The sequence below is a fragment of the Salipiger sp. ABN3_019 genome, assembly GCF_056158605.1.
Window position 1 is genome coordinate 2,538,238 of sequence record NZ_JBSWTP010000009.1, and the last position, 22,842, is coordinate 2,561,079.

Here is a 22,842-nt window from a genome sequence, read left to right on the forward strand (position 1 = left end):
CGGTCCTATAGGATCGGCGAGAGAGATCATGACAGAGATGACCCCCGTGACCGAAGCCTCCGCAGCGAAAGCCGACGCGCCCAAGAAGATGGTGCTCCCCGACGCCCAGACCGTGACCGAGGTCAAGCACTGGACGGACCGGCTCTTCTCGTTCCGCGTCAGCCGCCCTGCCAGCCTGCGCTTCCGCTCGGGCGAGTTCGTGATGATCGGCCTGATGGGCGATCCCGACCCGAAGACCGGCAAGCAAAAGCCGCTGCTGCGCGCCTATTCCATCGCCTCGCCCAGCTGGGACGAAGAGCTGGAGTTCTACTCGATCAAGGTGCAGGACGGCCCGCTCACTTCGAAGCTGCAGCACATCCAGCCCGGCGACGAGCTGATCCTGCGTCCCAAGCCCGTCGGCACGCTGGTGCATGACGCGCTGCTGCCCGGCAAGCGCATCTGGTTCTTCGCCACCGGCACCGGCTTTGCCCCCTTCGCCTCGCTGCTGCGCGAGCCGCAGACCTATGAGGATTACGACGAGGTGATCATCACCCACACCTGCCGCGAGGCGGGCGAGCTGGAGTATGGGGCCGCGCTGATCGAGAGCCTGAAAACCGACGAGCTGCTGAACGAGCTGATCGGCGAAGGCTTCTGGAAGAAGATCAAATACTACCCCACGACCACCCGCGAAGAGAGCCCGAAGATGGGCCGCATCACCGACCTGATGCGCTCGGGCGAGGCCTTTGCCGATCTTGGCGTGGCGCCGCTGAACCCCGAGACCGACCGCGCGATGATCTGCGGCAACCTCGCCTTCAACCTCGAGCTGAAGGAGATGTTCGAGGAATACGGCCTTGAAGAGGGCGCCAACTCGGACCCCAAGCATTACGTGGTGGAAAAGGCCTTCCTCGATTGAAGCGCCCTGCCCGAGATACAAAAACGCCTTCCGAAGGAGACTTCGGAAGGCGTTTTCTTTTGTAGGATTGTCTGGGTCGACCGGCGACGCCGGGGATAAGTGAAGACGTCGCCGGCCCCGGACCCGGGCGTAACCCGGGCCATGCCGAAGACCGCCGCGCAAGGCTCTCGCGCGGCGGCCAGTTCAAATCCTCAGGCGGCGGCCTTCTGCGACAGCTCGGCGATGATGCCGCGCAGGAAGTCCACGCAGAGGTCAAGCTGCGCGAGGTCGACGAACTCGTTGGGCTTATGCGCCTGTTCGATCGAGCCGGGGCCGACGATTACCGACGGAATGCCGCCGACCTGCTCGAACACCCCGCCTTCGGAGCCGTAAGAGACCTTGCCACCCCACGCCTCGGGCATCAGCCGCGCGTAGCGGGCGTAGCCTGCGCTGTTGCGCGCTTCGCCCATCGCCGGATAGGCGAAGATGCGTTCAAAGCGGATCCCGGTGCCCGGTGTCTTCTCTGCCATGGGTGCGCCCACCTCGGCCTCGATCTGCGCCAGCAGCTCGGCCATGTCGGCCTCGGGGTCCATATCGGCGATCGAGCGCAGCTCGAAGGTGAAGCTGCAGCTGTCGGGGGTGACATTGGTCGCCACGCCGCCCTCTACCATGGTCGCCAGCATGGTCGCATGCGGCACGGTGAAATCCGCATCGAACGGGCCTTCGGTCTCATAGCGCTTGCCGCGCTCGGAGATGCGCGCGATGGCCTGCGCGGCGTATTCGATGGCGTTCACATGCTCGGGCACGAAAGACGAGTGCCCCGAGGTGCCGGTGACATGGGCGCGCATGGCGATCTTGCCCTTCTGGCCAGTCACCAGCTCCATCATCGAGGGCTCGCCGATGATGGCGAACTCGGGCGGCACCGGCAGCGACGCCAGATGCCTAGCGATCGCCGGAGCGCCGAGGCAGCCGACCTCTTCGTCATAGGAAAAGCAGAAGTAGACCGGGCGCGTCAGCTGCGCCGCCGCAAGCTCGGGGGCGACCGCCATGGCGCAGGCGGCAAAGCCCTTCATGTCGCAGGCGCCGCGCCCGTAGAGCTTGCCATCCCGCACTTCGGCGGTGAAGGGGTCGCTCTCCCACTCGGGCTCGTCGGCCGGAACCACATCGGTGTGGCCGGACCAGACCAGCCCCGCCACATCTTCGGGACCGAAGGCCGCGACGAGATTGGCCTTGGTGCCGGTCTCGTCGGGCAGGATGGTGATCCGCGCGCCGAGCGCGCGGAGGTAGTCTGCCATATGGTCGATCAGCGCGCGGTTCCCATTGCGGGAGACCGTGTCGAAGCCGATCAGGTCCGAGAGGTGCTGCGCGGCGCTGGCCTGCCGGTCAGGGGCGGGCGTTGTCTCGCTCTGCAGGGTCATTGGGCAACTCGTCTTTCTGTTTTTGTTTTCTGGAACTCGCGGCGCACGGTGACGGACACGACGAACACGATGAGCGCGGCAAACACCCATGTGATCGGCGACGACAGTAGCACCGCTGGGTCACCGCGCGAGATGGCAAGCGCGCGGCGCAGGTTCTCTTCCAGCATCGGGCCGAGGATGAAGGCGATCAGGAAGGGCGCTGCGGGAATGTTCAGCAGGAACATACCGAAGCCCACCAGCCCCATCACCAGCAGCACCGCCACGTCGAAGGTGCTCGAAGCGATGGAATAGATGCCGAAGATGCACAGCAGCAGCACCAGCGGCGTCAGCAGGGTCTGCGGGATGTGCGAGACCTTGGCGAACATGCGCATGGTCGCCTTGCCCGCAAAGAACAGCAGCACCGAGGACACCAGCATGCCGATGAGCAGCATGTAGACCTCGTGGATGTTGGTCTGGAACAGCAGCGGTCCGGGGGTGAGGCCCTGGATCATGAAGGCCCCAAGCATGACGCCGGTGATCACGTCGCCCGGCACGCCGAGCGCCAGGAGCGGGATCATCGTCGCGCCGCAGGCGCCATTGTTGGCCGACTCCGAGGCGGCGATGCCTTCCAGCTCGCCCTTGCCGAAGTTCGCGCCCTTCTTGGAACTGCGCTGCGCCTCGCCATAGGAGAAGAAGGCCGCCGAGGACGGGCCGATGCCGGGAATGGCACCCAGCACAGAGCCGATCACCGAACCCTTGAGAATGGTCTTCAGCGAGCCCATGAACTCTTCGCGGGTCACATGCTGCGCGCCGAGCGTGGCCGCCTCTTCCTTCTTGGCCGCGCGCATCACCACCAGCTTGATCAGCTCGGGCAGCGCGAAGAGGCCGATCAGCACCGGCGCGATTGACAGACCCGCCTGCATGTCGGGGGTGAAGGCAAAGCGGAACGAGCCGTACATATCCTCGCCCACGGTCGCCAGCAGCAGACCCAGCGCCGCCGAGACGAGCCCGAGCAGCAGCGAACTGCCCGAGACGCCCGCCACGGTGGTCAGCGCGAAAAGCATCAGCATGAAGAACTCGGGCGGGCCGATGCGCAGCGCCAGAACCGCCAGCGGCGCGGCAAAGAAGATCAGCGACAGGTTCGACAGGAAGTCACCGATCACCGACGAGTAAAGCGCCATGTTCAGCGCCTTGCCCGCCTTGCCCTGCTGCGCCAGCGGGAAGCCGTCGAGCGCGGTGCAGGCCGCCGAGGCGGTGCCCGGGGTCTTGATCAGGATGGCCGAGACCGACCCGCCGTAGGTCGAGCCCTTGTAGAGGGCGACCAGCAGCAGGATCGAGGGCACCGGCTCCATGTAGAAGGTGAAGGGCAGCGCCAGCGTCACCGCCATGGTCCCGGTCATGCCGGGGATCGCGCCGACGATCACCCCGCCCCAGATGCCCGCGACCATGATCAGCAGGTTCTGGAGGGTGGCAACCGCTTGCAGCGCCGAAAGGATTTCATTGAGCATTGTGGTCTCCGATCAGAAGCCGAAGGGCTTCGTCAGCGCGCCCTTGGGGAACTGCGTGCCAAGCGCGGAATGGAAGAACAGCGTTAGGAGGATCGGGCCGCCGAAGCACAGGAGGACGATCCAGATCTTGTGGCCGCGCTCGCCGGTCATCAGCACGATGGCCAGCGTCAGCGCCATCGTGGCGACCAGAAAGCCGACGTAGGGCAGCAGCGCCAGAAACAGGCCGAAGGCGACCACGAGGCCGGCAAACCGCCCGATCATCCGGGCGCGGCTGCTGCCGTCGGTCTCGATCGGCTCCTCAAGCGGTGCGGGCCGGGTGAAGGTCAGGAAGAGTGCCAGCAGGCCAAGCGCGAGACCGGCGATCGACACGGTGCGCGGCCACATATCCGGCGGCGGGGCAAAGCCGGGAATGAAGGCGGGGCGAGGCACGAAAACGGGAACCAGGGCGAAGGCGGTAAGCGCGAAGAAAGCAGCAATTACCAGCCCCCGCAGGACGGGCTTGGACATGGCGATGCTCCTGGGAATGGGGTCCTCCGGTGGAGGAGAGTGGCGCGGCCCTCAAAAAGGGGCCGCGCCTTAAGCGTCATTGGGGCGGGCGCGGGCCCGCCGCACGCTCAGTTCGACAGGTAGCCGAAGTCCTGCGCGAGACCGTGGAACAGCTCATACTGGCCCTTGGCGTAGTCGGTCATGTCGACGTCACCGATGGTCGAGATCGAGCCGCGGCGCGCCGCGAGATCGAGCCACTTCTCGTCGGTGGCGACCTGGCTCAGCACTTCGTCCCACTTGGCGACGACGTCTTCCGGCAGGTCCTTGGGACCGTAAAGGGCGCTCCAGCCAGCGATCTGACCGGCTTTCTCGTAGCCCATCTCCTGCGCGGTGGCGACGTCGGGCAGGCTGTCCATACGCTTGGGAGCAAAGACCATCAGCGCCTTCATGTCACCGCTTTCGATGTGCGGCATCAGCGAGGCTGCGGCCATGGCAACGAAATCCACGTGACCGCCGAGCAGAGCGGTCGCCAGTGCGCCGCCGCCTTTGTAGGGCACGAGGGTCGCGGCGGTCAGCGGGTCGAGGTCGTTGTCGGCCAGCAGCGCCTGCGTGGTGAAACCGTCGATGGCGGTCGCGCCCGACGCAGCATAGGTCATGCGGCCGTTGCTGTCCTTGATCGCGGCGATCAGGTCGTCAACGCTGTCATAGGGCGCATCGCCGCGCACGGCGAGGATCATCGGCGTGGCTTCCAGCGCGCCAAGGAAGGTGTAGGCGTCCCACGGAACGGCGTTGCCGGGGGTCACGGCGGGCGACAGCGCCATGCCGACGCGGGCCAGCAGCAGCGTGTAACCGTCGGCGTCGGCTTCCGACACCGACCGCGCACCGTTCATGCCGCCAGCGCCGGGCTTGTTCATCACGGTGACCGGCTGGCCGAGGAAGGGCTGCGCGGTCTCTGCCAGCGCGCGGCCAGCGAGGTCCGACGCGCCGCCGGGGCCGTAGGGCACCACCAGCGTCACCGCTTGGTCGGGGTAGGTCTGGGCCGCTGCGGGGCCGGTTGCTGCGATCACGGCAAGGGCGATCGATCCGAGTAGCTTTTTCATTATTCACCTCACATAGGGTCCGGGGAGGCCCCGGAACTGTTGGATCGGCGCCACCATCCACAGTATGCGATTGTTGACAATAGATGCTGAACAGTTGCACAAAATGCATACTGAGGGAGCGCTCATGTACAAGATACGGGAACTGGAGGCCTTCGACGCCTATATGCGCCTCGGCGGTGTGAAGCTGGCCGCCGAGCAGATGGAGACCAGCCAGCCGATGATCAGCCGGCTGCTCTCGGGTCTCGAAGAGAAAGTCGGCTTCGCGCTTTTCCTACGCAAGCGCAACCGCTTGGCCCCCACCCCCGAGGCCTTCCGCTTTCACCAGACGGTGGTGCGCCATCTTGCCGGGCTGCGCGATCTGGAACAGGAGGCGGTGGCCATCGCCAATGGTCAGGTCGGGCATCTGGTGATCGCCGCGCAGCCGGTCTTTTGCGACACCTTCCTGCTCGATGCCCTGCGCAGATTTCGCCAGACGCATCCGCAGGCGACGGTTCAGATCGTCGATGTGGGCATGGCCGAGATGCTGCGGATGATTTCAGAGCAGCGTTGCGACCTCGCCTTCGGAATCACCCTCAACGCCGATGCCTTTGGCGGCGAGGCGCTGCCGCTGGGCCATTGCACGGCGCGCTGCATCATGCCGAAAGGTCATCCTCTGGGCACGGTCGAAGAGATCCCCCTGCCCCGACTGCGCAAGGAGTGGTTCATCGACCTCTCGCCCGACAGCCCGCTGCGCCAGCGCGTCGATCACATGATGGATACGATTGACGTGCGCCGCACCATCGCCGCGGAATTGCGCACGCTGCACGGCGTGGTGCGGCTGGTGGAGCGCGGGGTTGGTGTGGCGATCGTCGATCCCGTGGCGCTGCGGCTGATCGACCCCAAGAAGGTCTCGGCGCATCGGCTGATCCCGGAAATCACTTGGGATATCGCGCAGTTCCTGCCCCGCGACAGGCCGCTGAGCGCGGTGGGTCAGGCCTTTGCACAGGCCATCGCCGACGAGATCGACAGTCTCAAAAGCGATGGGCTGGTGACCTGATGCACAGAGTTGCCCGGCGCAGGTCAGTCCCGATTGAACTGCGTGAAGGTCGCCGAGGGTGACGGAGCCAGACCAAGCATCAGCAGCCCCGCGAACACGCCCAGCAGGCTGAGCGCCGTATAAATGGACATGCCTTCAAAGAAGCTCAGCGCCATCACCGCGCCGGGCTGAAAGCTGTGAACCATAAAGACGGCAGTGATCCCGGTCAGCCCCGAGAGCGCGGCCAGAAGCGGCAGTTCCGACCGGCGAAGCGACGGCAGCGCAAGCCCCGCAAGCCCCGCCGCGCCGATGAGCAGGCCGGTGACCGTGCCCGGAGACATGCGGTCATGCATCGGCCGTTGCGCCAGCAGCGCATCGAGCCCCTCGGCCCCGAAACTCACCACCAGCGTATTGGTCAGCGCCACCATTGCCGCGCCCGCAGCGCAGGTCAGAACCCGGCCAGAGGTTTCGCGCCCGCTTGCCGCAACGGCCAGACCGCAGAACAGCAGGGCAAGGGAAATGGCGGTGCTGGGCACCATGGCGGGCCTATCGGGCCCGGAGCGCACCAGCACCTCGATATGCGACAGCCAGCCAAGCAGCACGCTGATCACAAGCGCCAGCGCCACCAGCGACATCAAAAGGGCGAGGTTGCGCAGCAGCACAGGGGACTTGTGGCTCGTCATCAAGGTCGATCCGGCTTGGGGCGCGCGTGCGCGAAACAATCAGGAGTACGCAGCATTTAACCGGTCGGATCACCCCCGCGCCAGAATTTCTTGACGCGGGGATGTCGTTTTTTGTGCCAGTCTCTCCGGCCAGCCTCAGCGGCCAGCATAGGGACCGCGCATCGACGCGCTCAGAGGCCGAGCCGTTCGCGCGCTTCTTCGAGCACCGGGGCCAGTTGCTCGGGCGCGTCCCGCACCGCCGCCAGCGCCGATTTGGTCGCCTCTTTCGCCGCAAACCCAAGGTCGGACTGGTCGATGTAGGCCTCGGCCTTGTCGTAATCAAAGCCGTCTACGGTGAAGAGCTCGCGCAATTCTTCATCGCTCATCGCGGCGACCTCCGCCGCGCTGTCGCCTGCCCCCTCGAGCGCGCGATCTGCATCCTCCATCGCGCCTTCGGCCGAGGCCATGGCGCTGTCAGCGGCATCGCGCAGGCTGTCGGCGGCATTGCCCGCCGCCTCGGATGCGCTGTCCATCGCCTCGCGCGCGCCTTCGGCCACCGCCGCCGCGGCACCCTCTGCGGTTTCCGCCGCCTTGCCCGCCGCATCCGACACCGCGTCCATCGCGCTGTCCGCCGCCTCGCCCGCCTTGTCGAGCGCCTCGCGTCCCGAGGCTGCGGCTTCATCGGCCACATCGTTCAAAGTGTCGCTGGCCTCCGCCGCGTCTTGCTGCGCTTTATCCGCCAACTGATCAGCCTCAGTCCCGGCGTCTTCCAGAGCCTCCTGCATCGTATCCGGCTCGGCGGTCTCGTCGCTCATCGGCACGTCGTCCTGCCCCATGCCAAAGACCACGATGATCAGGATCAGCACGGCCCCGACGATCAGAATCGCTTGTTTCATCTCAGATATCTCCAGTGTCGCGTGCGTGTGACATAGGTAGTCACCCTGCCATGACCAGCACCCGAGCGCCTTGGTCGCGGGCCAAAGCCCCCAAGATCGGCAAGTTGAGGCTCGTCAAGCGACGCATTCGGCCATTTGCCGCTTGAAACAAGCGGATCGCAGCACTACTTTGCGCGCCTACCAGATATGGCAACAAAGGACGAAAACCATAGCTCGCAGACCTCACAACGCGCCCCCGACGCGCGACACCGGCCCCCGCGTCAACGATCGCATCCGGGCTCCCGAAATCCGCCTGATCGGCGCCGAAGGCGAGAACCTCGGTGTGCAGACCCCTGCGCGCGCGATGGAAATGGCCGAAGAGGCCGGTCTCGATCTCGTCGAGATCTCGCCGAACGCCAAACCGCCCGTTTGCAAGATCATGGACTTCGGCAAGTTCAAATACGAACAGCAGAAGCGTGAGAGCGAGGCGCGGAAGAAGCAGAAGACCATCGAGGTCAAGGAAGTCAAATTCCGCCCCGGCACCGATACGCATGACTATGACGTCAAGATGCGCAACGTGCTGAAGTTCCTCGAAGGCGGCGACAAGGTGAAGATCACCCTGCGCTTCCGTGGCCGCGAGATGGCGCACCAGAACCTTGGCCGCGAACTGCTCGAGCGGGTGTCCGAGGACGTCAAGGAAGTGGGCAAGGTCGAGAACATGCCCAAGATGGAAGGCCGTCAGATGGTCATGATGATCGGTCCGATCACCAAATAAGACCAACGGCCAAGCACGGTATTTCGCGTGCTTATTGTACAAACCCGCCGCGCTGCCGCCGGCGGGTTTTGCTTTGTCTGGGGCACTGCCCTATGGCGTATTTGGCGGTGCTGCCCCATTGCGTTTCTTCGGGGCGCTGCCCCATTGCCGTGTCTGGGGGCGCTGCCCCCGTGCGCCTGCGGCGCCCTCCCCCGGGATATTTTCATCTAGACGAAGATCAGGGCGCTGGCCGCTTCAGCCCTCGCGCGGACGCGGGCGGGAGGGCGGCTCTTTCAGCAGGCCGCCCACGCCCATGGCGGCGATCTCGGAAGGGCTGACCGGCACGCCGCAGATCAGCCGTTCGAGCACCCAGTCGGCACCGTTGAGCGCGGGCGAGCGAGCACAGCCCGGCAGGCCGATCACCGGGCGCCCCATGTGCTGGCCGTAGAACAGCAGATTGCCCGGATCGACCGGCATGCCGAAATGGGTGACCTCGCCGCCGGCGCGGCGCAGCGCCTCGGGCGCCACGTCATGCAGATCGGAGGTGGCCGAGCCGGTGAGGATCAGCACCATATCCCCGGATGCCGCGCTTATCGCCTCGGCCAGAGGCTCCGCCCGATGCGGCACCTGCACGCGCGGCCCAAGCTCTGTGCCGAAGCGGTCGAGCCGGGCGCGGGTGGCGCGGCGTCCCTTGTCGCCCGGATCGCTGCCGACGCTGGTTTCGATCAGCGTAGCGCTCCTTGCCACGGGCGCATGCAGGCGCAGCGCGCCGCCCTGCGCCGCCGCGCAGGCCTCGGCCAGCGCCGCCTCGGGCACGGCGTAGGAAATGATCTTCACCGTTGCCACCATGGCCCGCGCGGCGCAGCGCTGCCACGGTCGCAGGGTGGCCACGGTGATCATCGGGTGCACCGCGTTGACCGCGTCGATCCGCGCCGCATCCACCTCGATCACCCCCGGTCCCACCGCATGAAGGTTGACCCGCCCGGTGGTCGCCGGACCCAGCTTGAGCCCCGCCGCCTCGGGCGCGGGCAGCAGCGCCTCGGCCAGCCGCTGCGCGGCGATATCCTCGGGCACATCACCCGAACCGAGCCTTGCGACGATCACCTCGTCTTGCCCCGCCGCGCGCAGCCGGGCTAGGTCGCCCTCGGTCAGAATATGCCCCTTCCTGAGCCGCCCCTGCGGCAGCGCCACCGCATGGGCGAGCACCGCGCCTGCGGCCTCGCCGAGGGGCACCGGGCCGAATTTCACGCGCCCTTCCTCAGCACGCGGGTCATTTCGGCAATGATCGAAACAGCGATTTCCGCCGGGCCGGAGGCGCCGATATCAAGCCCGATGGGGCCGTGGATCTGCGCGATCTCCGCCTCGCTGAACCCGGTCTCGCCGAGCCTTGCCACGCGCTTGGCATGGGTGCGGGTGGAGCCGAGCGCACCGATGTAGAAGACCTTGCTGCGCAGCGCCGCCTCGAGCGCGGGATCGTCGAGCTTGGGGTCATGGGTGAGCAGCACCAGCGCCGTGCGGCTGTCGAGGCCAAGCTTGCTGACCGCCTCATCGGGCCAGTCGTCGAGGATGGTCTCGCCGGGAAAGCGCGCCTCGGACCCGAAGGCGCCGCGCGGGTCGATCAGCACCGGATCATAGCCCGCGATGCGCGCCATGGGCAGCAGTGCCTGCGCGATATGCACCGCCCCCACCACCAGCAGCCGAAGCGGCGGGTTGTGGATGGCGACGAAGGTCCGGCTCTCCTCGGCAAATCCCGAGCGATCCATGCGGAAGGCCTTTTCATGCCCGTCATAGGCCAGCTGACGCGTCCCGCTTTCAAGGTCCACCACATAGGCCACAGGGGTCCGCGCGGCGCGCGCGGCACAAAGCTCTGCCAGCAGCGCCTCGGGCAGGACCTCGCCCACGGGCTCGACCAGCACGCGGATGGTGCCACCGCAGGCGAGGCCCACGGCAAAGGCATCCTGATCCGACACGCCAAATTCCAGCTCGCGCGGCTTGCCCTCGTCCAGCGCCTCCAGCGCCTCGACGATCACCGCGCCTTCGACGCAGCCGCCCGAGACCGAGCCCTCTATTTCGCCATCTCCCGAAATGGCCAGCTGCGCGCCGGTGCGGCGCGGCGCCGAGCCCCATGTCTCGATCACCGTCGCCAGCGCCGCGCGGCGCCCGGCGCGGTGCCATGCCAGCGCGGTTTCGGGGATGGCGTCGAACCGGGCGGTGTCGAGGCTGCCTTTGATATCGCTCATGGGTTCTCCTCCGAAGGGCGGAACGGGCTGCGTCAGCCCGCCTGCTGATAGACCGCCGACACTTCGGCGCGGATGATCCGCGCGATCAGCGCGCAGTCCTCGAGGCTGAAGGTCAGCGGCAGGCGCATGTCGAGAATGCCGGTCAGGATGCGGTCGGTGGCGGGCATCGGGCTGGACGGCGCGTAACGCCAGCTGTCGTAGCGCGAGGTGAAGGCCACCGGCTCGGCACCGCCGAACCACTTCAGCTCGACCCCGCGCGCGGCGCAGCGCGCCAGCAGATCGGTGATCGCCTGCGGCGCCCAGTCGAGCACCAGCGCCTGGATCGACGAACCGACGTAGCTTTCCTCCGCCGGCCGCTCGATCACCGTCAGCCCCGGCGTGCCGCGCAGCCCCTCTTCGACCACGCGGTAGCGGTCGTTCCAGCGCGCGATCTGCTCGGGCAGCACCGCCAGTTGCGGGCGCAGCAGTGCCGCGCGCAGATTGTCCATCCGGCCCGAGACATTGGGGGTGACGTATTTCACCCGCTCAAAGACCTCGGGGCCCGGCGCGGCAAGGTGCCGCTCGTAGAGCATGTAGCTGCCCGAGAGCATCACCGCGCGCGCCGCGATCTCTTCGTCGTCGGTGACCAGAAAGCCGCCCTCGCCCGAGTTCATATGCTTGTAGGTCTGCGTCGAATAGCAGCCCACCGCACCGTGGCGGCCCGAGGGCGTACCGTTCCACGACGCGCCCATGGTGTGCGCGCAATCCTCGATCACCGGCACCCCGGCGGCGTCGCAAAGCGCCATCAGCCGATCCATGTCGCAGATGTGACCGCGCATATGCGAGAGCATCAGCGCCCGCGCGCCGGGCAGTTTCGCGGCAAGATCGTCGAGGTCGATGACCAGCGCCTCGGTCACCCCAACGAACTCTGGGACCGCGCCAACCGAAGCGATCGCCCCCGGCACCGGCGCCAGCGTGAAGGCGTTGGTCAGCACCCGGTCGCCCGGCCCGACCTCCAGCGCGCGCAAAGCGCAGCCAAGCGCATAGCCGCCCGAGGCCACCGCGACGCAGAAGCGCGCGCCGGTAAAGGCGGCGAACTCCTGTTCCAGCAGCGCGGTCTGCGCGGTCTCACCGGCGGCGGTGTTGTAGCGGTGCAGGCGGCCGTGGCGCAGCACTTCCAGCGCGGCCTCGATGCCCGCCTCCGGGATCGGCTCCTGCTGGGTGAAATTTCCGGTAAATTGTTCGGTAAATCGCTCGGTCATGGGGCATTGATGCGCCCCCGCCGCGCGCGGGTCAATGCGGATTGCGTCACGCTGTCGTGCCGCGCCGTTCGCGCGCGGTGAGCAGCCCGTGCAGCGCGTCCAGCGCGGCCCGCACCGGTGGATCGTGGCGGGCGTCGTGATGGGCCACCAGCCATTCGTCATGGCTCAGCGCGTTGATCGGCTCGGACAGGCGCATGAGCCCCGGCTCGGCATCCCCGACAAAGCAGGGCATGACGATGCGGGCCACGCCGCCAAGCGCGAGATCGAGCGCCAGCCGGGCGTCGGAGGCGTGGGTGACGATCTCCTCGGGATGGGTCGCGCGCAGCCAGCGTTCAGAAGGTGTGCTCGCGGCGCCGGGCGGCAGGGTGACATAGCCCTGCACCTGCGGGCCGCGCCCATAGGCGGCGTAGCTCAGCCGCACCGTGCGGCGCCCGGCGAGCCAAGGCTGCTCGGGGCGGCGGTTGCGGATGCCGATGTCTGCGGCGCGGCGGGCAATGTCGAGGTCGGCGTTGGAGGCGGCGAACTCGGGCAGCCAAGCGTCCTGCGGCGACCAGACCCGCGCCAGCCCGCGCGCGATGTAGCGCGAGGTCCAGAGCCCGGCGGTGATGCGCACCCGCACCGCCCCCTCCTGCGCGGTCCAGCGCGCCAGCCGCGACGCCTGCGCGCGCAGCCCGCGCATCTCTTCGGCCAGTTGCCGCCCCTCGGCAGTGAGTGCATAGCGCTGCGCGCCGCGCTGGAACAGGCGCTGTCCAAGCTGACGCTCAAGCCCGGTCATGCGGCGGCTCAGGGTCGGCTGGCTGGCGCCGGTCAGCGCGGCAGCGCCGCCGAGCGTGCCTGCGTCGGCCACGGCAAGGAACAGCATCACATCATCGAGGCTGGGTGCGTCTTTCATTTTTGAAAATCCGCTTCGGCATTTCGCGACTGATCGCGCCTTCATGAGCCAGCTACACTGGATCCCACGAAGGCACATCTTTCAATATCAGAAGGAGAGCCGCGATGCAGGTTCTTTTGCAGCCGCTGCACCAAGCGCAGCAGGCCACGACCTCTTATGCGCTGGAGAAACAGGCGGCGCTGACCGAATTGGCAGCGCAGCGCCGCGCGAAACGGCGGCACCTCGCGCTGGCTCCGCTGCGGGAGGCGCGTTCCCTCACAGGGCTGTTGGTGGGAAAGCTGTTTCGGAAATTCCCGAAATGGCGGCTCAGGCTCAGCCGATGAGCCGCGCCACCGCTTCGGACAGCTCGTCGAAATGGCCGATCATCGCGTCGGGGGCCAGATCGCGCACCGCCTCGCCATCAGGGCCGAAGCCGACGAGGATGCAGGGCACGCCCGCCGCCTTAGCGGTGTTGCGGTCGGTCGCCGTATCGCCGACCAGCAGGCTTTGCGCCACCGCGCCGCCTGCGCGTTCCACCGCCGCCACATAGGGCGCCGGATCGGGCTTGCGGGTGGATAGCGTGTCGGCCCCGATGAGCGCATCGAAATGGCCCCGCGCGCCCATCCGCTCCATCAGCGTCTGCGCCAGCCCCTCGGGCTTGTTGGTGCAGATGCTCACCTTGTACCCCGCCGCGCGCAGGCCGGACACAGCCTCCAGCGCACCGGGGTAGAACCGGGTGTAGCGGTCGATCGCCTCGCCATAGACCGACAGAAGCTCGGGATACCAGCGCGCGATCAACTCCTCGGAAAAGGCATTCTCACGCTCCAGCCCGGCGGTCAGCATGGCGCGCCCGCCTTTCACCGCTATACCTGCGTCGGCGTCAGGGTCGAGCCGGACCTCCAGCCCCATGCCTTCGAAACAGGCATTGGCGGCAGCGATCAGGTCGCCGCTGGTGTCGGCGAGCGTGCCGTCGAGATCAAAGACCACCGTGCGCATTCTGCTTGTCCCTTTCGCCCTGCCCTGTCACAGGCTGAAATCCAACGTGACATGGGGCACCTTGCCCCCCTGCCTCAAGCGGATAAAACGGGCGCAGGCAGAAGACAAACAGGAAACCGCATGAGCATCGCGCTGATCCTCCTTGCCGCAGGCAAGGGCACCCGGATGGAATCCGACCTCCCCAAGGTTTTGCACCGTCTCGGTCAGGCGCCGCTGCTGTGGCACGCGCTGCGCGCCGGACAGGCGCTGGAGCCCTCGCGCGCCGTGGTGGTCGCCGGTCATGGCGCCGAGGAGGTCACCGCCTCCACCGCCGACTTCGCCCCCGAAGCGCAGGTGGTGATTCAGTCCGAGCAGCTTGGCACCGCCCATGCTGTGGCGCAGGCCAAGCCCGCCCTTGCGGGGTTCGAAGGCGATGCGCTGGTGCTTTACGGCGACACGCCCTTCATCACCGACGCCACGCTCGAGGCCATGCGCGAGGCCCGCGCCAAGCATGACGTGGTGGTGCTGGGCTTCGAGGCCGCCGATCCGGGCCGTTACGGCCGCCTGATCACCACAGGCGACGCGCTGGAGCGGATTGTCGAATTCAAAGACGCCTCCGAGGCCGAGCGCGCCATCACCCTGTGCAATTCCGGCGTGGTCTGCGCGGCCAGCCAGACGCTCTTTGATCTCATCGACGCCGTGGGCAACGACAACGCGTCGGGCGAGTATTACCTCACCGATATCGTCGAGATCGCCCGCACTCGCGGCCTTTCGGCGGGTGTCGTGCGCTGCGACGAGGCCGAGACGCTGGGCATCAACTCCCGCGCCGAGCTGCGCGCTGCCGAGGCCGCCTTCCAGTCCCGCAAGCGTGCCGAGCTGCTGGACGACGGGGTGATGATGCTCGCCCCCGAGACCGTCTTCTTTGCGTGGGACAGCTACATTGGCCGCGACGCCGAGATCGAGCCCAATGTGGTCTTTGGCCCCGGCGTCACCGTCGAGAGCGGCGCGCGCATTCGCGCGTTTTCCCACCTCGAAGGCTGCCACGTCAGCCGTGGTGCCATCGTCGGCCCCTACGCCCGCCTGCGCCCCGGCGCTGAACTGGCCGAGGACGTGCATGTGGGCAATTTCGTCGAGGTGAAGAACGCCTATCTGGCCGAAGGGGTGAAAGCCAACCACCTGACCTATCTGGGCGATGCCGACGTGGGCGAGCGCACAAACATCGGCGCAGGCACCATCACCTGCAATTACGACGGCTTCTTCAAGCACCGCACCACCATTGGCAAAGAGGCCTTCATCGGCTCCGACACCATGCTGGTGGCGCCGGTGACGGTCGGCGACGGCGCGATGACCGGCTCGGGCTCGGTGGTGACCGAGGATGTGCCCGCCGGGGCGCTGGCGCTGGGGCGCACGAAACAGGTGACCAAACCGGGCTTTGCCACCAGACTGCGCGACATGCTGCGGGCAAAGAAAGCCGCCCAAAAGGCGGAGCAGACCGCCGGAAAGAAGGAATAAGACCATGTGTGGCATCGTAGGAGTTCTGGGCACACACGAGGTCGCCCCCATGCTGGTCGAGGCGCTGCGCCGGCTCGAATATCGCGGCTATGACAGCGCGGGCATCGCCACCGTCAACGACGGCAAGCTCGACCGCCGCCGCGCCGTTGGTAAGCTGGTGAACCTGTCGGACCTGCTGGTGCATGAGCCGCTTCGCGGCAAGTCGGGCATCGGCCACACCCGCTGGGCCACCCATGGCGCGCCCACCGCGCGCAACGCCCACCCGCATCAGGCGGGCAAGGTCTCGGTCGTGCACAATGGCATCATCGAGAACTTCCGCGAGCTGCGCAGCGAGCTGGCCGCCTGCGGGCTGACCCCGGAAACCGACACCGACACCGAGACCGTCGCCATGCTCGTGTCGCACTACCTCGATCTGGGCATGGCGCCGGTCGAGGCCGCCTCCAAGGCGCTCGGCCGGCTTGAGGGCGCCTTTGCCCTCGCCTTCCTCTTCGATGGCGAGGAAGACCTCATCGTCGCCGCGCGCAAGGGCTCGCCGCTGGCCATCGGACATGGGAGCGGCGAGATGTTCGTGGGCTCGGACGCCATCGCCCTCGCCCCGATGACCGACCGCATCAGCTATCTCGAAGAGGGCGACTGGGCCGTGGTCAGCCGCGCCGGGGCCGAGATCTTCGACGAGACCGGCGCGCCGGTGGAGCGCGAGATCAAGCAGGTCCGCCTCGATCAGACGCAGGTCGACAAGGCCGGCTACAAGCACTTCATGGCCAAGGAGATCGCCCAGCAGCCCACCGTGCTGGCCGAGGCGCTGGGGGCCTATCTCAAGGGCGACGAGATCGTGCTGCCGCAGCCCGGGCTGGATTTTTCGCAGATCGACCGGATGGTGCTGGTCGCCTGCGGCACCGCCTATTACGCCTGCCTCACCGCCAAATACTGGTTCGAAAAGCTGGCCCGCATCCCCGTCGAGGTGGATATCGCCTCGGAGTTCCGCTACCGCGAGCCGCCGGTGACCAAGGGCACCGTGGCGCTGTTTGTGAGCCAGTCGGGCGAGACCGCCGACACGCTGGCGGCGCTGCGCTACTGCGCCGGACGGGCCGACAAGATCGTTTCGGTGGTCAACGTCGAGACCTCGACCATCGCCCGTGAGAGCGATCTGGCGCTGCCGATCCACGCTGGTGTAGAGGTCGGCGTCGCCTCGACCAAGGCTTTCACCTGCCAGCTCAACGTGCTGCTGCTGCTGGCCATCAAGGCCGCCGAGGTGCGCGAGCGCATGGATGCCGCCGAGAAGGCCGAGCTGCTGGCGCAGCTGCGCGCCCTGCCCGGGCTGTTCAACGCCGCGCTTGATCGCGACGAGACCATCGCCGAGGCCGCCCGCAAGATCGCCGAGGCGCGCGACGTGCTCTTTCTGGGCCGCGGCATGATGTATCCGCTGGCGCTCGAAGGCGCGCTGAAGCTCAAAGAGATCAGCTACATCCACGCCGAAGCCTATGCGAGCGGAGAGCTGAAGCACGGGCCGATCGCGCTCATCGACAAGAGCGTGCCGGTGATCGTCATGGCCCCGCGTGACGGGCTTTTCGACAAGACCGTCTCCAACATGCAGGAGGTGATGGCGCGCGGCGGCAAGGTCTGCCTGATTTCCTGCGCCGGCGGCATCGAGGCGGCTGGCAGCGGCATCTGGTCGAGCATCACCCTGCCCGAGGTCGACGAGCGCCTCGCCCCGCTGCTCTACGCGCTGCCGGCGCAGCTGCTGGCCTATCACGCCGCCATCGCCAAGGGCACCGACGTGGACCAGCCGCGCAACCTCGCGAAATCGGTGACGGTGGAGTAAGGCCGTTCGGCTGCGGCGCGCCGACGCAAGATGGGGGCTCTGCCCCCGTCCGCTGCGCGGCCTCCCCCGGGATATTTGCGTCTAGACGAAGCTGCGAATGCACAAAGCCCCGAGGGTCCGCGCGACCCCCGGGGCTTCTTCTCTTTTCAAATACGCGAATCCGGCAGCGCCGCCCGGCACCCGGCCCGGCAAGGGCTCAGGTCAAAACTTCCGGCCAAAAACTCAGGCCAAAGCTCAGGCGAAAAGCTCGTGCGCCAGTTCCAGCGCCTCGACCAGCGTGTCGACCTCGGCCTCGGTGTTGTAGAGACCAAAGGAGGCGCGGCAGGTGGCCGAGACCCCGAGGTGATCCATCAGCGGCCCGGCGCAGTGGTGGCCCGCGCGCACCGCGACGCCCTTCTTGTCGAGGATCGTCGAGATGTCATGCGCATGCGCCGCCCCATCGAGCGTGAAGGAGAAGATCGCCGCCTTGTCCGGCGTGGTGCCCTGCACGTTGAGCCAGTTCAGCCCCTGCAGCTTTGACGCGGCATATTTCGCAAGCTTCGCTTCATGGGCGGCGATGTTGTCCATGCCGAGGCTCATCATGTATTCGAGCGCCACGCCGAGGCCGATCTGCTGCACGATGCCGGGGGTGCCGGCTTCGAATTTCATCGGCGGCTCGGCATAGGTGATGCAGTCCTTGTGGACCTCGCGGATCATGTCGCCGCCGCCAAGGAAGGGGCGCATCTCGGCCTGCCGCTCCTTGCGGATCCAGATCGCGCCGGACCCCGAGGGGCCGTAGAGCTTATGCCCGGTGATGGCGTAGAAGTCGCAGCCGAGATCTTCGACGTCCACCGGCATGTGCACCGCGCCCTGCGAGCCGTCGACCAGAACCGGCACGCCCTTCTCGCGGGCGGCGGCGGCGATGGTCTTTACGTCGACCACCGTGCCCAGCACGTTCGACACCTGCGTGACGGCGATAAGCTTGGTCTTGGGGGTGATCGCGTCGTTCACCGCCTGCGGGTCGAGCGCGCCCGTGGCGTCCACATCGACCCATTTGATCACCACACCCTGCCGCTCGCGCAGGAAGTGCCACGGCACGATATTGGCGTGGTGCTCCATGACCGACAGGATGATCTCATCCCCCGCCTCAAGGCGCGGCATGGCCCAGCCGTAGGCGACGAGGTTGATGCCCATGGTCGAGCCATTGGAGAAGACCACCTCTTCCTCGTCCTTCGCGCCGAGAAAGCGCGCGATGGTGCCCCGCACACCCTCGTATTTCTCGGTGGCGAGGTTCGACAGGTAGTGCAGACCGCGGTGGACGTTGGAATATTCCTCGGCATAGCCACGGGTCACGGCGTCGATCACCACCTGCGGCTTCTGCGCCGAGGCGCCATTGTCAAGATAGGTCAGCGGCTTGCCGTTCACCTTGCGCGACAGGATCGGAAAATCTTCGCGGATTTTTTGCACGTCATACATAGCCAGCCATCCCGTTCGGCCCAACTCCCAGCAGGGAGACGATCATCATCAGCGCCAGAACCAGCGCCACGCTTGCGAGTATCAGCACCAGCAGCGCCTTGAAAGGGCTGCCGAGACCATGCGCCTCGTCGAGAAAATTGACGAGGATCCAGATGCCCACGATGAGGCTGCCCAGCACGACAAGCAGCGCCAGCCCGCCCGAGACCGCGCCCAGAAGCGCCACCCCCAGCTGCGCCAGCGCGCGCAGCGCCTGCAGCCAGATCAGCAGCACCGCCACATCCTCGATCCGGCCCGAGCCGCCCAAGGTGCGTCCGGCCCATGTCATCATGGCGATCGAGGCGGCCAGCATCGTCGCCAGCAGCAGCCCCATCGGCACGGGTGCCAGCAACATGCCCGCGGGCACCTCGCCACCGAGCTGCATCAGCCCGACGATCAGCCCGTTCAGCACCACCACCAGCGCGAAACCGGTCAGCAGCACCTCGCGCGACAGCCGCAGCGAGATCAGCAGACGCGCCACCTCGCGCGGGGCGACGATGGTCTGCCACGCCAGCGAAAGCAGGGCCGCGGCGCTCATGTGGCGGGCCGTCCGGTCACCGGCTCGGCGGGGCGCTCGGCAACGATCAGGCAGCGCAGCCAGAACCAGAGGAACACCGCGAACCACAGCAGGCCGACCAGTGACAGCTGCGCCCCCTCGCCGACAAAGCCCGCGACGAGCCCGTTCAGCAGCACCAGCGGACTGGCCGCCAGCAGCGCCCAGAACAAGGCGAGCCGGGCGCCATAGCCGGAGCCCTGCCCGCGAAAGAGTTTGGCCACGAGATGGCTCAGCGCCGCCAGCACGTAAAGCGCAAGCGGCAGGATCACCATGCAGGCCAGAAGCGAGGCGCCCATCAAAGGGTTGAGGTCAACCTGCTCCAGATGTGCCTGCCGCGCGAGGCCCGGCAGTTGCGCAACGAAGAAGATTGCGCAGGCCACCATGGCAAACATCAGCGCCCGGTCCTCGCGGGGGCCCTGCGACAGCAGGCGGCGCATCACCGCGCCCGGCCCCCGATAGGTGGCGACAATCTCGCGCGAGAGCGACATCAGCCGCGGCGCCGGCCCAGCCAGGCAGCGACGAGACCGTTGATCTCTTCCTGGATGCTCTCGTCCTCGACCTCCTGCACCGCCTCGGCGATGAAGGCGATGGTCAGCAGGTCTTCGGCCTCGCCACGCGACACGCCGCGGGCGCGCAGGTAGAAGAGGCCATCTTCGTCGATCGCCCCCGAGGTCGAACCGTGCGAACAGGCGACGTCATCGGCATAGATTTCCAGCTCGGGCTTGGCGAGGAACTGGCTGTCCTCATCAAGCAGCAGCGACTGGCTGATCTGGTAACCGTCGGTCTTCTGAGCGCCGGGCTGCACGAGGATCTTGCCCTGGAACACGCCGGTCGCGCCGTTGCGCAGCACCTTCTTGAACACCTGACGGCTTTCGCAGTTCACCGCGTCATGGGTGATGAACACCGTGTCGTCGTGGTGGAAATCGCCATCGCCCATGCAGGCGCCCGCGATGTGGCACAGCGCATCGTCGCCGGTCAGTTCGACCACGCATTCGTTGCGCGTGAGCACGCCGTTGACGGTCAGGGTGAAGGTCTTGAAGGTGCTCTCGGTGCCGAGACGGGCGAAGACATGCGTCGCCGCGCGGCGCTCGTGGTCACGGCCCTGCACGCGCACGTGGTGGAAGCCCGCGCCATCGGCCACGTCCACTTCCATCACCTTGTTGAAGCGCGCCGCAGCCGGGCCGGATTCCAGCACCGTCAGATCGCCGCCCTCTTCGACCTTCACCACATGGTGCAGGATCGCATCCGAGGTGTCCTCGGCATGGCGGTAGATCAGGTGCAGCGGCTTGCTGGCCTTGCCGGTCACCCGGATCAGCAGACCGTCGCTGGCGAAGGCGGTGTTGAGCGCGGCGAGCGGGCGCTCGACCGGGGTCTGACCCGCCGTCTCCAGCTGGCCATAGAGGTCCTTGGCCCAGTGGATGTCCGACGTTTCTGCAAGACGCTCGATGCTGACGCCGTCGAGGGCCAGATCGTCCGACTCCTCGGCGCTGAACACACCGTCGACGAAGACCACCTTGAGGGTGTCGCGTTCGCCGAACACCGGTGCCTCATCCGAGACGTCCATGACAGCAGCCGAGGGGGCCTCGGCGGCGGTCAGCGTCTCGGGGCGGGTGTATTTCCAATACTCGTCACGGGCGCCGGGCAGACCCATGGCCTGCACGCGCGTCAGCGCCGCCTCGCGGGCGGGGCGCGACCAGCCACCCTCGGGCAGGCTCAGCGCCGCCAGCCGCGTGTCGGTCGCGGTCTGTTTGACTTGGGGAAGTGCCATTTACGCTTCCTCCTCGATGATGTCCGCATAGCCGTTCTGCTCGACTTCGAGCGCCAGCTCGGGGCCGCCGGTCTTGATGATGCGGCCGTTCGACATGATGTGCACGACGTCGGGTTTGATGTGGTCCAGAAGGCGCTGGTAGTGGGTGATCACGAGGAAGCCGCGGCCTTCGTCGCGCAGCGCGTTCACACCGTCGGCGACCAGCTTCATGGCGTCGACGTCGAGGCCGGAGTTGGTCTCGTCGAGGATGCACATCTTCGGCTCGAGCATCGCCATCTGCAGGATTTCGTTGCGCTTTTTCTCACCGCCCGAGAAGCCGACGTTGACCGGACGCTTGAGCATCTCGGCGTCGATCTTCAGCGATTTCGCCTTCTCGCGCACGACCTTGAGGAACTCGGTCGAGGACATTTCTTCCTGACCACGGGCCTTGCGCTGCGAGTTCACCGCGGTGCGCAGGAAGGTCATGTTGCCGACGCCGGGGATTTCCACCGGGTATTGGAACGCGAGGAAGAGGCCGGCTGCGGCGCGCTCTTCGGGCTCCATGTCGAGGATGTCTTCACCGCCGAGCGTGGCTTCGCCGCCGGTCACCTCGTAGCCGTCCTTGCCCGACAGGACGTAGGACAGGGTCGACTTGCCCGAACCGTTCGGGCCCATGATCGCATGCACCTTGCCCGCTTCGACGGTCAGGTCCACACCTTTGAGGATCTGCTTGTCCTCTTCTTCCAGCTTCACCTGAAGGTTTTTAATTTCCAGCATAGGTTTCCCTCCTTGGGGGTGCGGTCAGGGCCGCACGGTCAGTTTCATGATCCGCAGCAGATCCTTCACCGGGAAGGCCTGAGGGACGATCTCGAACCGGGCCATGCGCCCGGTCATTTGCGGTCGGCCGAGCCAGTGCTCGACCTTGTGATAGTGGTGCCGCGGCGCGTAATCGTCGAAGAGCAGCACCAGCGGTTTCTCGGTCATGAAGGCGGCGGCAAGCGCGCAACCCTCGCGGAAACGCCCGTCGACCAGCACCACGTCGGGCTGGCGGAACTCGGGCAGGTCCCAAACTTTCAGCGGGTACTCGGGGAAGCTGCGCCATTCGGCGTCGCTCACCGGGTGCCCCCATTCCTTTGTCGGCCCGATGTCGGACCAGATGACATCCACCTCGGTGCCCTGCGCGGGCGGGTTGGCGGCAAGCCAGCGGCGCATCATCTGCGCCCAGTCCTTGCCCGACTCCACCGAGAACACCGATTTGCCCGGCATCTCGGACGCCAGCACCGTCGAGCCGCCCGACCCATACTCGAGGACCACCTCCGCCGCGGCGTATTCGGCGCGCAGGAGCGCGGCCTCCGCCTCGGGGAGCGTGAGCTCGGGCCGGGTCAGCACGTCGCTCATGGGGTGATCACCACCGCCGTGCCCGACACCGAGACCATGAGCATCGAGTTGCCCACCACCTCGTAATCGAGATCGACGCCGACCACCGCGTTCCCGCCGAGCGCGGTGGCGCGCTCCTTGAGTTCACGCATGGCCACGTCGCGCGCGTCCTGCAGCTTGGCCTCATAGGCGCCGGAGCGCCCGCCGATCACATCGGTGATCGAGGCAAAGAGATCACGCACGACATTCGCGCCCATGATCGCCTCGCCCACCACGACCCCTTTGTAAGAGGTGATGCGGTGGCCTTCGATGCTGTTGGTGGTGGTGACGATCATCGCTCAG

The 22,842-nt window shown here is 66.9% G+C and carries 24 protein-coding genes; 6 read left to right on the top strand and 18 right to left on the bottom strand.

The window, feature by feature from the left end; translation table 11 throughout:
• The first annotated feature begins 28 nt into the window (after positions 1 to 28).
• Positions 29 to 892, top strand: a complete 864-nt coding sequence (locus ACXAD2_RS20440; RefSeq protein ID WP_066100910.1) for a ferredoxin--NADP reductase — start codon at positions 29 to 31, stop codon at positions 890 to 892.
• Between the two features lie 191 nt (positions 893 to 1,083).
• On the opposite strand, the gene argE is transcribed toward ACXAD2_RS20440, so the two are convergent.
• The 4 genes from argE to ACXAD2_RS20460 all read right to left on the bottom strand — a co-directional run bounded on the left by argE (position 1,084) and on the right by ACXAD2_RS20460 (position 5,362).
• A complete protein-coding gene (argE, locus tag ACXAD2_RS20445) occupies positions 1,084 to 2,289 on the bottom strand; it encodes an acetylornithine deacetylase (protein WP_475173830.1) in 1,206 nt (401 codons plus the stop codon).
• On the bottom strand, positions 2,286 to 3,776 hold the full coding sequence (locus ACXAD2_RS20450; RefSeq protein WP_224902767.1) for a tripartite tricarboxylate transporter permease: 1,491 nt from the start codon (positions 3,774 to 3,776) through the stop codon (positions 2,286 to 2,288). The genes argE and ACXAD2_RS20450 overlap by 4 nt, the downstream gene beginning before the upstream one ends.
• A gap of 12 nt (positions 3,777 to 3,788) precedes the next feature.
• Positions 3,789 to 4,283 carry a tripartite tricarboxylate transporter TctB family protein gene (locus tag ACXAD2_RS20455; protein ID WP_475173838.1) on the bottom strand — a complete coding sequence of 165 codons (495 nt, stop codon included), beginning with the start codon at positions 4,281 to 4,283 and terminating at the stop codon, positions 3,789 to 3,791.
• Between the two features lie 107 nt (positions 4,284 to 4,390).
• Positions 4,391 to 5,362, bottom strand: a complete 972-nt coding sequence (locus tag ACXAD2_RS20460) for a Bug family tripartite tricarboxylate transporter substrate binding protein (RefSeq protein WP_066100922.1) — start codon at positions 5,360 to 5,362, stop codon at positions 4,391 to 4,393.
• Between the two features lie 124 nt (positions 5,363 to 5,486).
• Between ACXAD2_RS20460 and ACXAD2_RS20465 the strand changes: the two genes are divergently transcribed.
• Positions 5,487 to 6,398 (top strand): LysR family transcriptional regulator, encoded by a 912-nt coding sequence (locus ACXAD2_RS20465; protein ID WP_475173844.1) that lies wholly within the window; start codon positions 5,487 to 5,489, stop codon positions 6,396 to 6,398.
• A 23-nt stretch (positions 6,399 to 6,421) separates the two neighbouring features.
• Here the strand turns inward: ACXAD2_RS20465 and ACXAD2_RS20470 are convergent, their stop codons facing one another.
• Together ACXAD2_RS20470 and ACXAD2_RS20475 are read right to left on the bottom strand one after the other, a co-directional pair.
• Positions 6,422 to 7,060, bottom strand: a complete 639-nt coding sequence (locus ACXAD2_RS20470) for a hypothetical protein (RefSeq protein ID WP_475173847.1) — start codon at positions 7,058 to 7,060, stop codon at positions 6,422 to 6,424.
• Positions 7,061 to 7,230: 170 nt separating this feature from the next.
• Entirely contained in the window at positions 7,231 to 7,935 is a 705-nt protein-coding gene (locus tag ACXAD2_RS20475; RefSeq protein WP_475173850.1) for a hypothetical protein, read from the bottom strand.
• 169 nt (positions 7,936 to 8,104) lie between these two features.
• Between ACXAD2_RS20475 and infC the strand changes: the two genes are divergently transcribed.
• Complete coding sequence (gene infC / locus ACXAD2_RS20480) at positions 8,105 to 8,689, top strand: translation initiation factor IF-3 (protein ID WP_442974730.1); 585 nt, start codon at positions 8,105 to 8,107, stop codon at positions 8,687 to 8,689.
• Positions 8,690 to 8,923: 234 nt separating this feature from the next.
• Here infC and ACXAD2_RS20485 read toward each other — a convergent pair whose 3' ends face one another.
• From ACXAD2_RS20485 to ACXAD2_RS20500, 4 genes are read right to left on the bottom strand one after another with little or no spacing between them, the layout of a single operon-like run.
• On the bottom strand, positions 8,924 to 9,916 hold the full coding sequence (locus ACXAD2_RS20485) for a molybdopterin-binding protein (protein ID WP_475173853.1): 993 nt from the start codon (positions 9,914 to 9,916) through the stop codon (positions 8,924 to 8,926).
• On the bottom strand, positions 9,913 to 10,908 hold the full coding sequence (locus tag ACXAD2_RS20490; protein ID WP_475173856.1) for an XdhC family protein: 996 nt from the start codon (positions 10,906 to 10,908) through the stop codon (positions 9,913 to 9,915). The genes ACXAD2_RS20485 and ACXAD2_RS20490 overlap by 4 nt, the downstream gene beginning before the upstream one ends.
• A gap of 32 nt (positions 10,909 to 10,940) precedes the next feature.
• Complete coding sequence (locus ACXAD2_RS20495) at positions 10,941 to 12,149, bottom strand: DegT/DnrJ/EryC1/StrS family aminotransferase (protein WP_475173858.1); 1,209 nt, start codon at positions 12,147 to 12,149, stop codon at positions 10,941 to 10,943.
• Positions 12,150 to 12,195: 46 nt separating this feature from the next.
• Entirely contained in the window at positions 12,196 to 13,041 is an 846-nt protein-coding gene (locus ACXAD2_RS20500) for a LysR family transcriptional regulator (protein ID WP_475173861.1), read from the bottom strand.
• A 104-nt stretch (positions 13,042 to 13,145) separates the two neighbouring features.
• Here ACXAD2_RS20500 and ACXAD2_RS20505 point away from each other — a divergent pair, with 104 nt between their 5' ends.
• The gene (locus ACXAD2_RS20505) at positions 13,146 to 13,364 is read left to right on the top strand and encodes a hypothetical protein (protein ID WP_475173866.1); all 219 of its coding nucleotides are present in this window, start codon (positions 13,146 to 13,148) and stop codon (positions 13,362 to 13,364) included.
• Here the strand turns inward: ACXAD2_RS20505 and ACXAD2_RS20510 are convergent.
• Positions 13,354 to 14,016, bottom strand: coding sequence for an HAD-IA family hydrolase (locus ACXAD2_RS20510; protein WP_475173868.1), 663 nt, complete (start codon positions 14,014 to 14,016; stop codon positions 13,354 to 13,356). The genes ACXAD2_RS20505 and ACXAD2_RS20510 overlap by 11 nt on opposite strands.
• A 120-nt stretch (positions 14,017 to 14,136) precedes the next feature.
• Here ACXAD2_RS20510 and glmU point away from each other — a divergent pair, with 120 nt between their 5' ends.
• Together glmU and glmS are read left to right on the top strand one after the other, a co-directional pair.
• Positions 14,137 to 15,507, top strand: a complete 1,371-nt coding sequence (gene glmU, locus ACXAD2_RS20515; protein ID WP_475173874.1) for a bifunctional UDP-N-acetylglucosamine diphosphorylase/glucosamine-1-phosphate N-acetyltransferase GlmU — start codon at positions 14,137 to 14,139, stop codon at positions 15,505 to 15,507.
• A gap of 4 nt (positions 15,508 to 15,511) precedes the next feature.
• Positions 15,512 to 17,329, top strand: coding sequence for a glutamine--fructose-6-phosphate transaminase (isomerizing) (gene glmS / locus ACXAD2_RS20520; RefSeq protein ID WP_475173879.1), 1,818 nt, complete (start codon positions 15,512 to 15,514; stop codon positions 17,327 to 17,329).
• Between the two features lie 234 nt (positions 17,330 to 17,563).
• Here the strand turns inward: glmS and ACXAD2_RS20525 are convergent, their stop codons facing one another.
• From ACXAD2_RS20525 to ACXAD2_RS20555, 7 genes are read right to left on the bottom strand one after another with little or no spacing between them, the layout of a single operon-like run.
• Complete coding sequence (locus ACXAD2_RS20525; RefSeq protein ID WP_475173884.1) at positions 17,564 to 18,784, bottom strand: cysteine desulfurase; 1,221 nt, start codon at positions 18,782 to 18,784, stop codon at positions 17,564 to 17,566.
• On the bottom strand, positions 18,777 to 19,358 hold the full coding sequence (locus ACXAD2_RS20530) for a YIP1 family protein (RefSeq protein ID WP_475173889.1): 582 nt from the start codon (positions 19,356 to 19,358) through the stop codon (positions 18,777 to 18,779). Before ACXAD2_RS20530 ends, ACXAD2_RS20525 begins: the two co-directional genes overlap by 8 nt.
• A complete protein-coding gene (locus ACXAD2_RS20535) occupies positions 19,355 to 19,864 on the bottom strand; it encodes a YIP1 family protein (RefSeq protein ID WP_475173894.1) in 510 nt (169 codons plus the stop codon). Before ACXAD2_RS20535 ends, ACXAD2_RS20530 begins: the two co-directional genes overlap by 4 nt.
• Positions 19,864 to 21,144: a Fe-S cluster assembly protein SufD gene (gene sufD, locus ACXAD2_RS20540; RefSeq protein WP_475173899.1), complete on the bottom strand. Its 1,281-nt coding sequence runs from the start codon at positions 21,142 to 21,144 to the stop codon at positions 19,864 to 19,866. The genes ACXAD2_RS20535 and sufD overlap by 1 nt, the downstream gene beginning before the upstream one ends.
• Positions 21,145 to 21,900 (bottom strand): Fe-S cluster assembly ATPase SufC, encoded by a 756-nt coding sequence (gene sufC, locus ACXAD2_RS20545; RefSeq protein WP_475173903.1) that lies wholly within the window; start codon positions 21,898 to 21,900, stop codon positions 21,145 to 21,147.
• Between the two features lie 24 nt (positions 21,901 to 21,924).
• Positions 21,925 to 22,521 (bottom strand): hypothetical protein, encoded by a 597-nt coding sequence (locus tag ACXAD2_RS20550; RefSeq protein ID WP_475173908.1) that lies wholly within the window; start codon positions 22,519 to 22,521, stop codon positions 21,925 to 21,927.
• Entirely contained in the window at positions 22,518 to 22,835 is a 318-nt protein-coding gene (locus ACXAD2_RS20555; protein WP_475173913.1) for a heavy metal-binding domain-containing protein, read from the bottom strand. The genes ACXAD2_RS20550 and ACXAD2_RS20555 overlap by 4 nt, the downstream gene beginning before the upstream one ends.
• Positions 22,836 to 22,842: the final 7 nt, after the last annotated feature.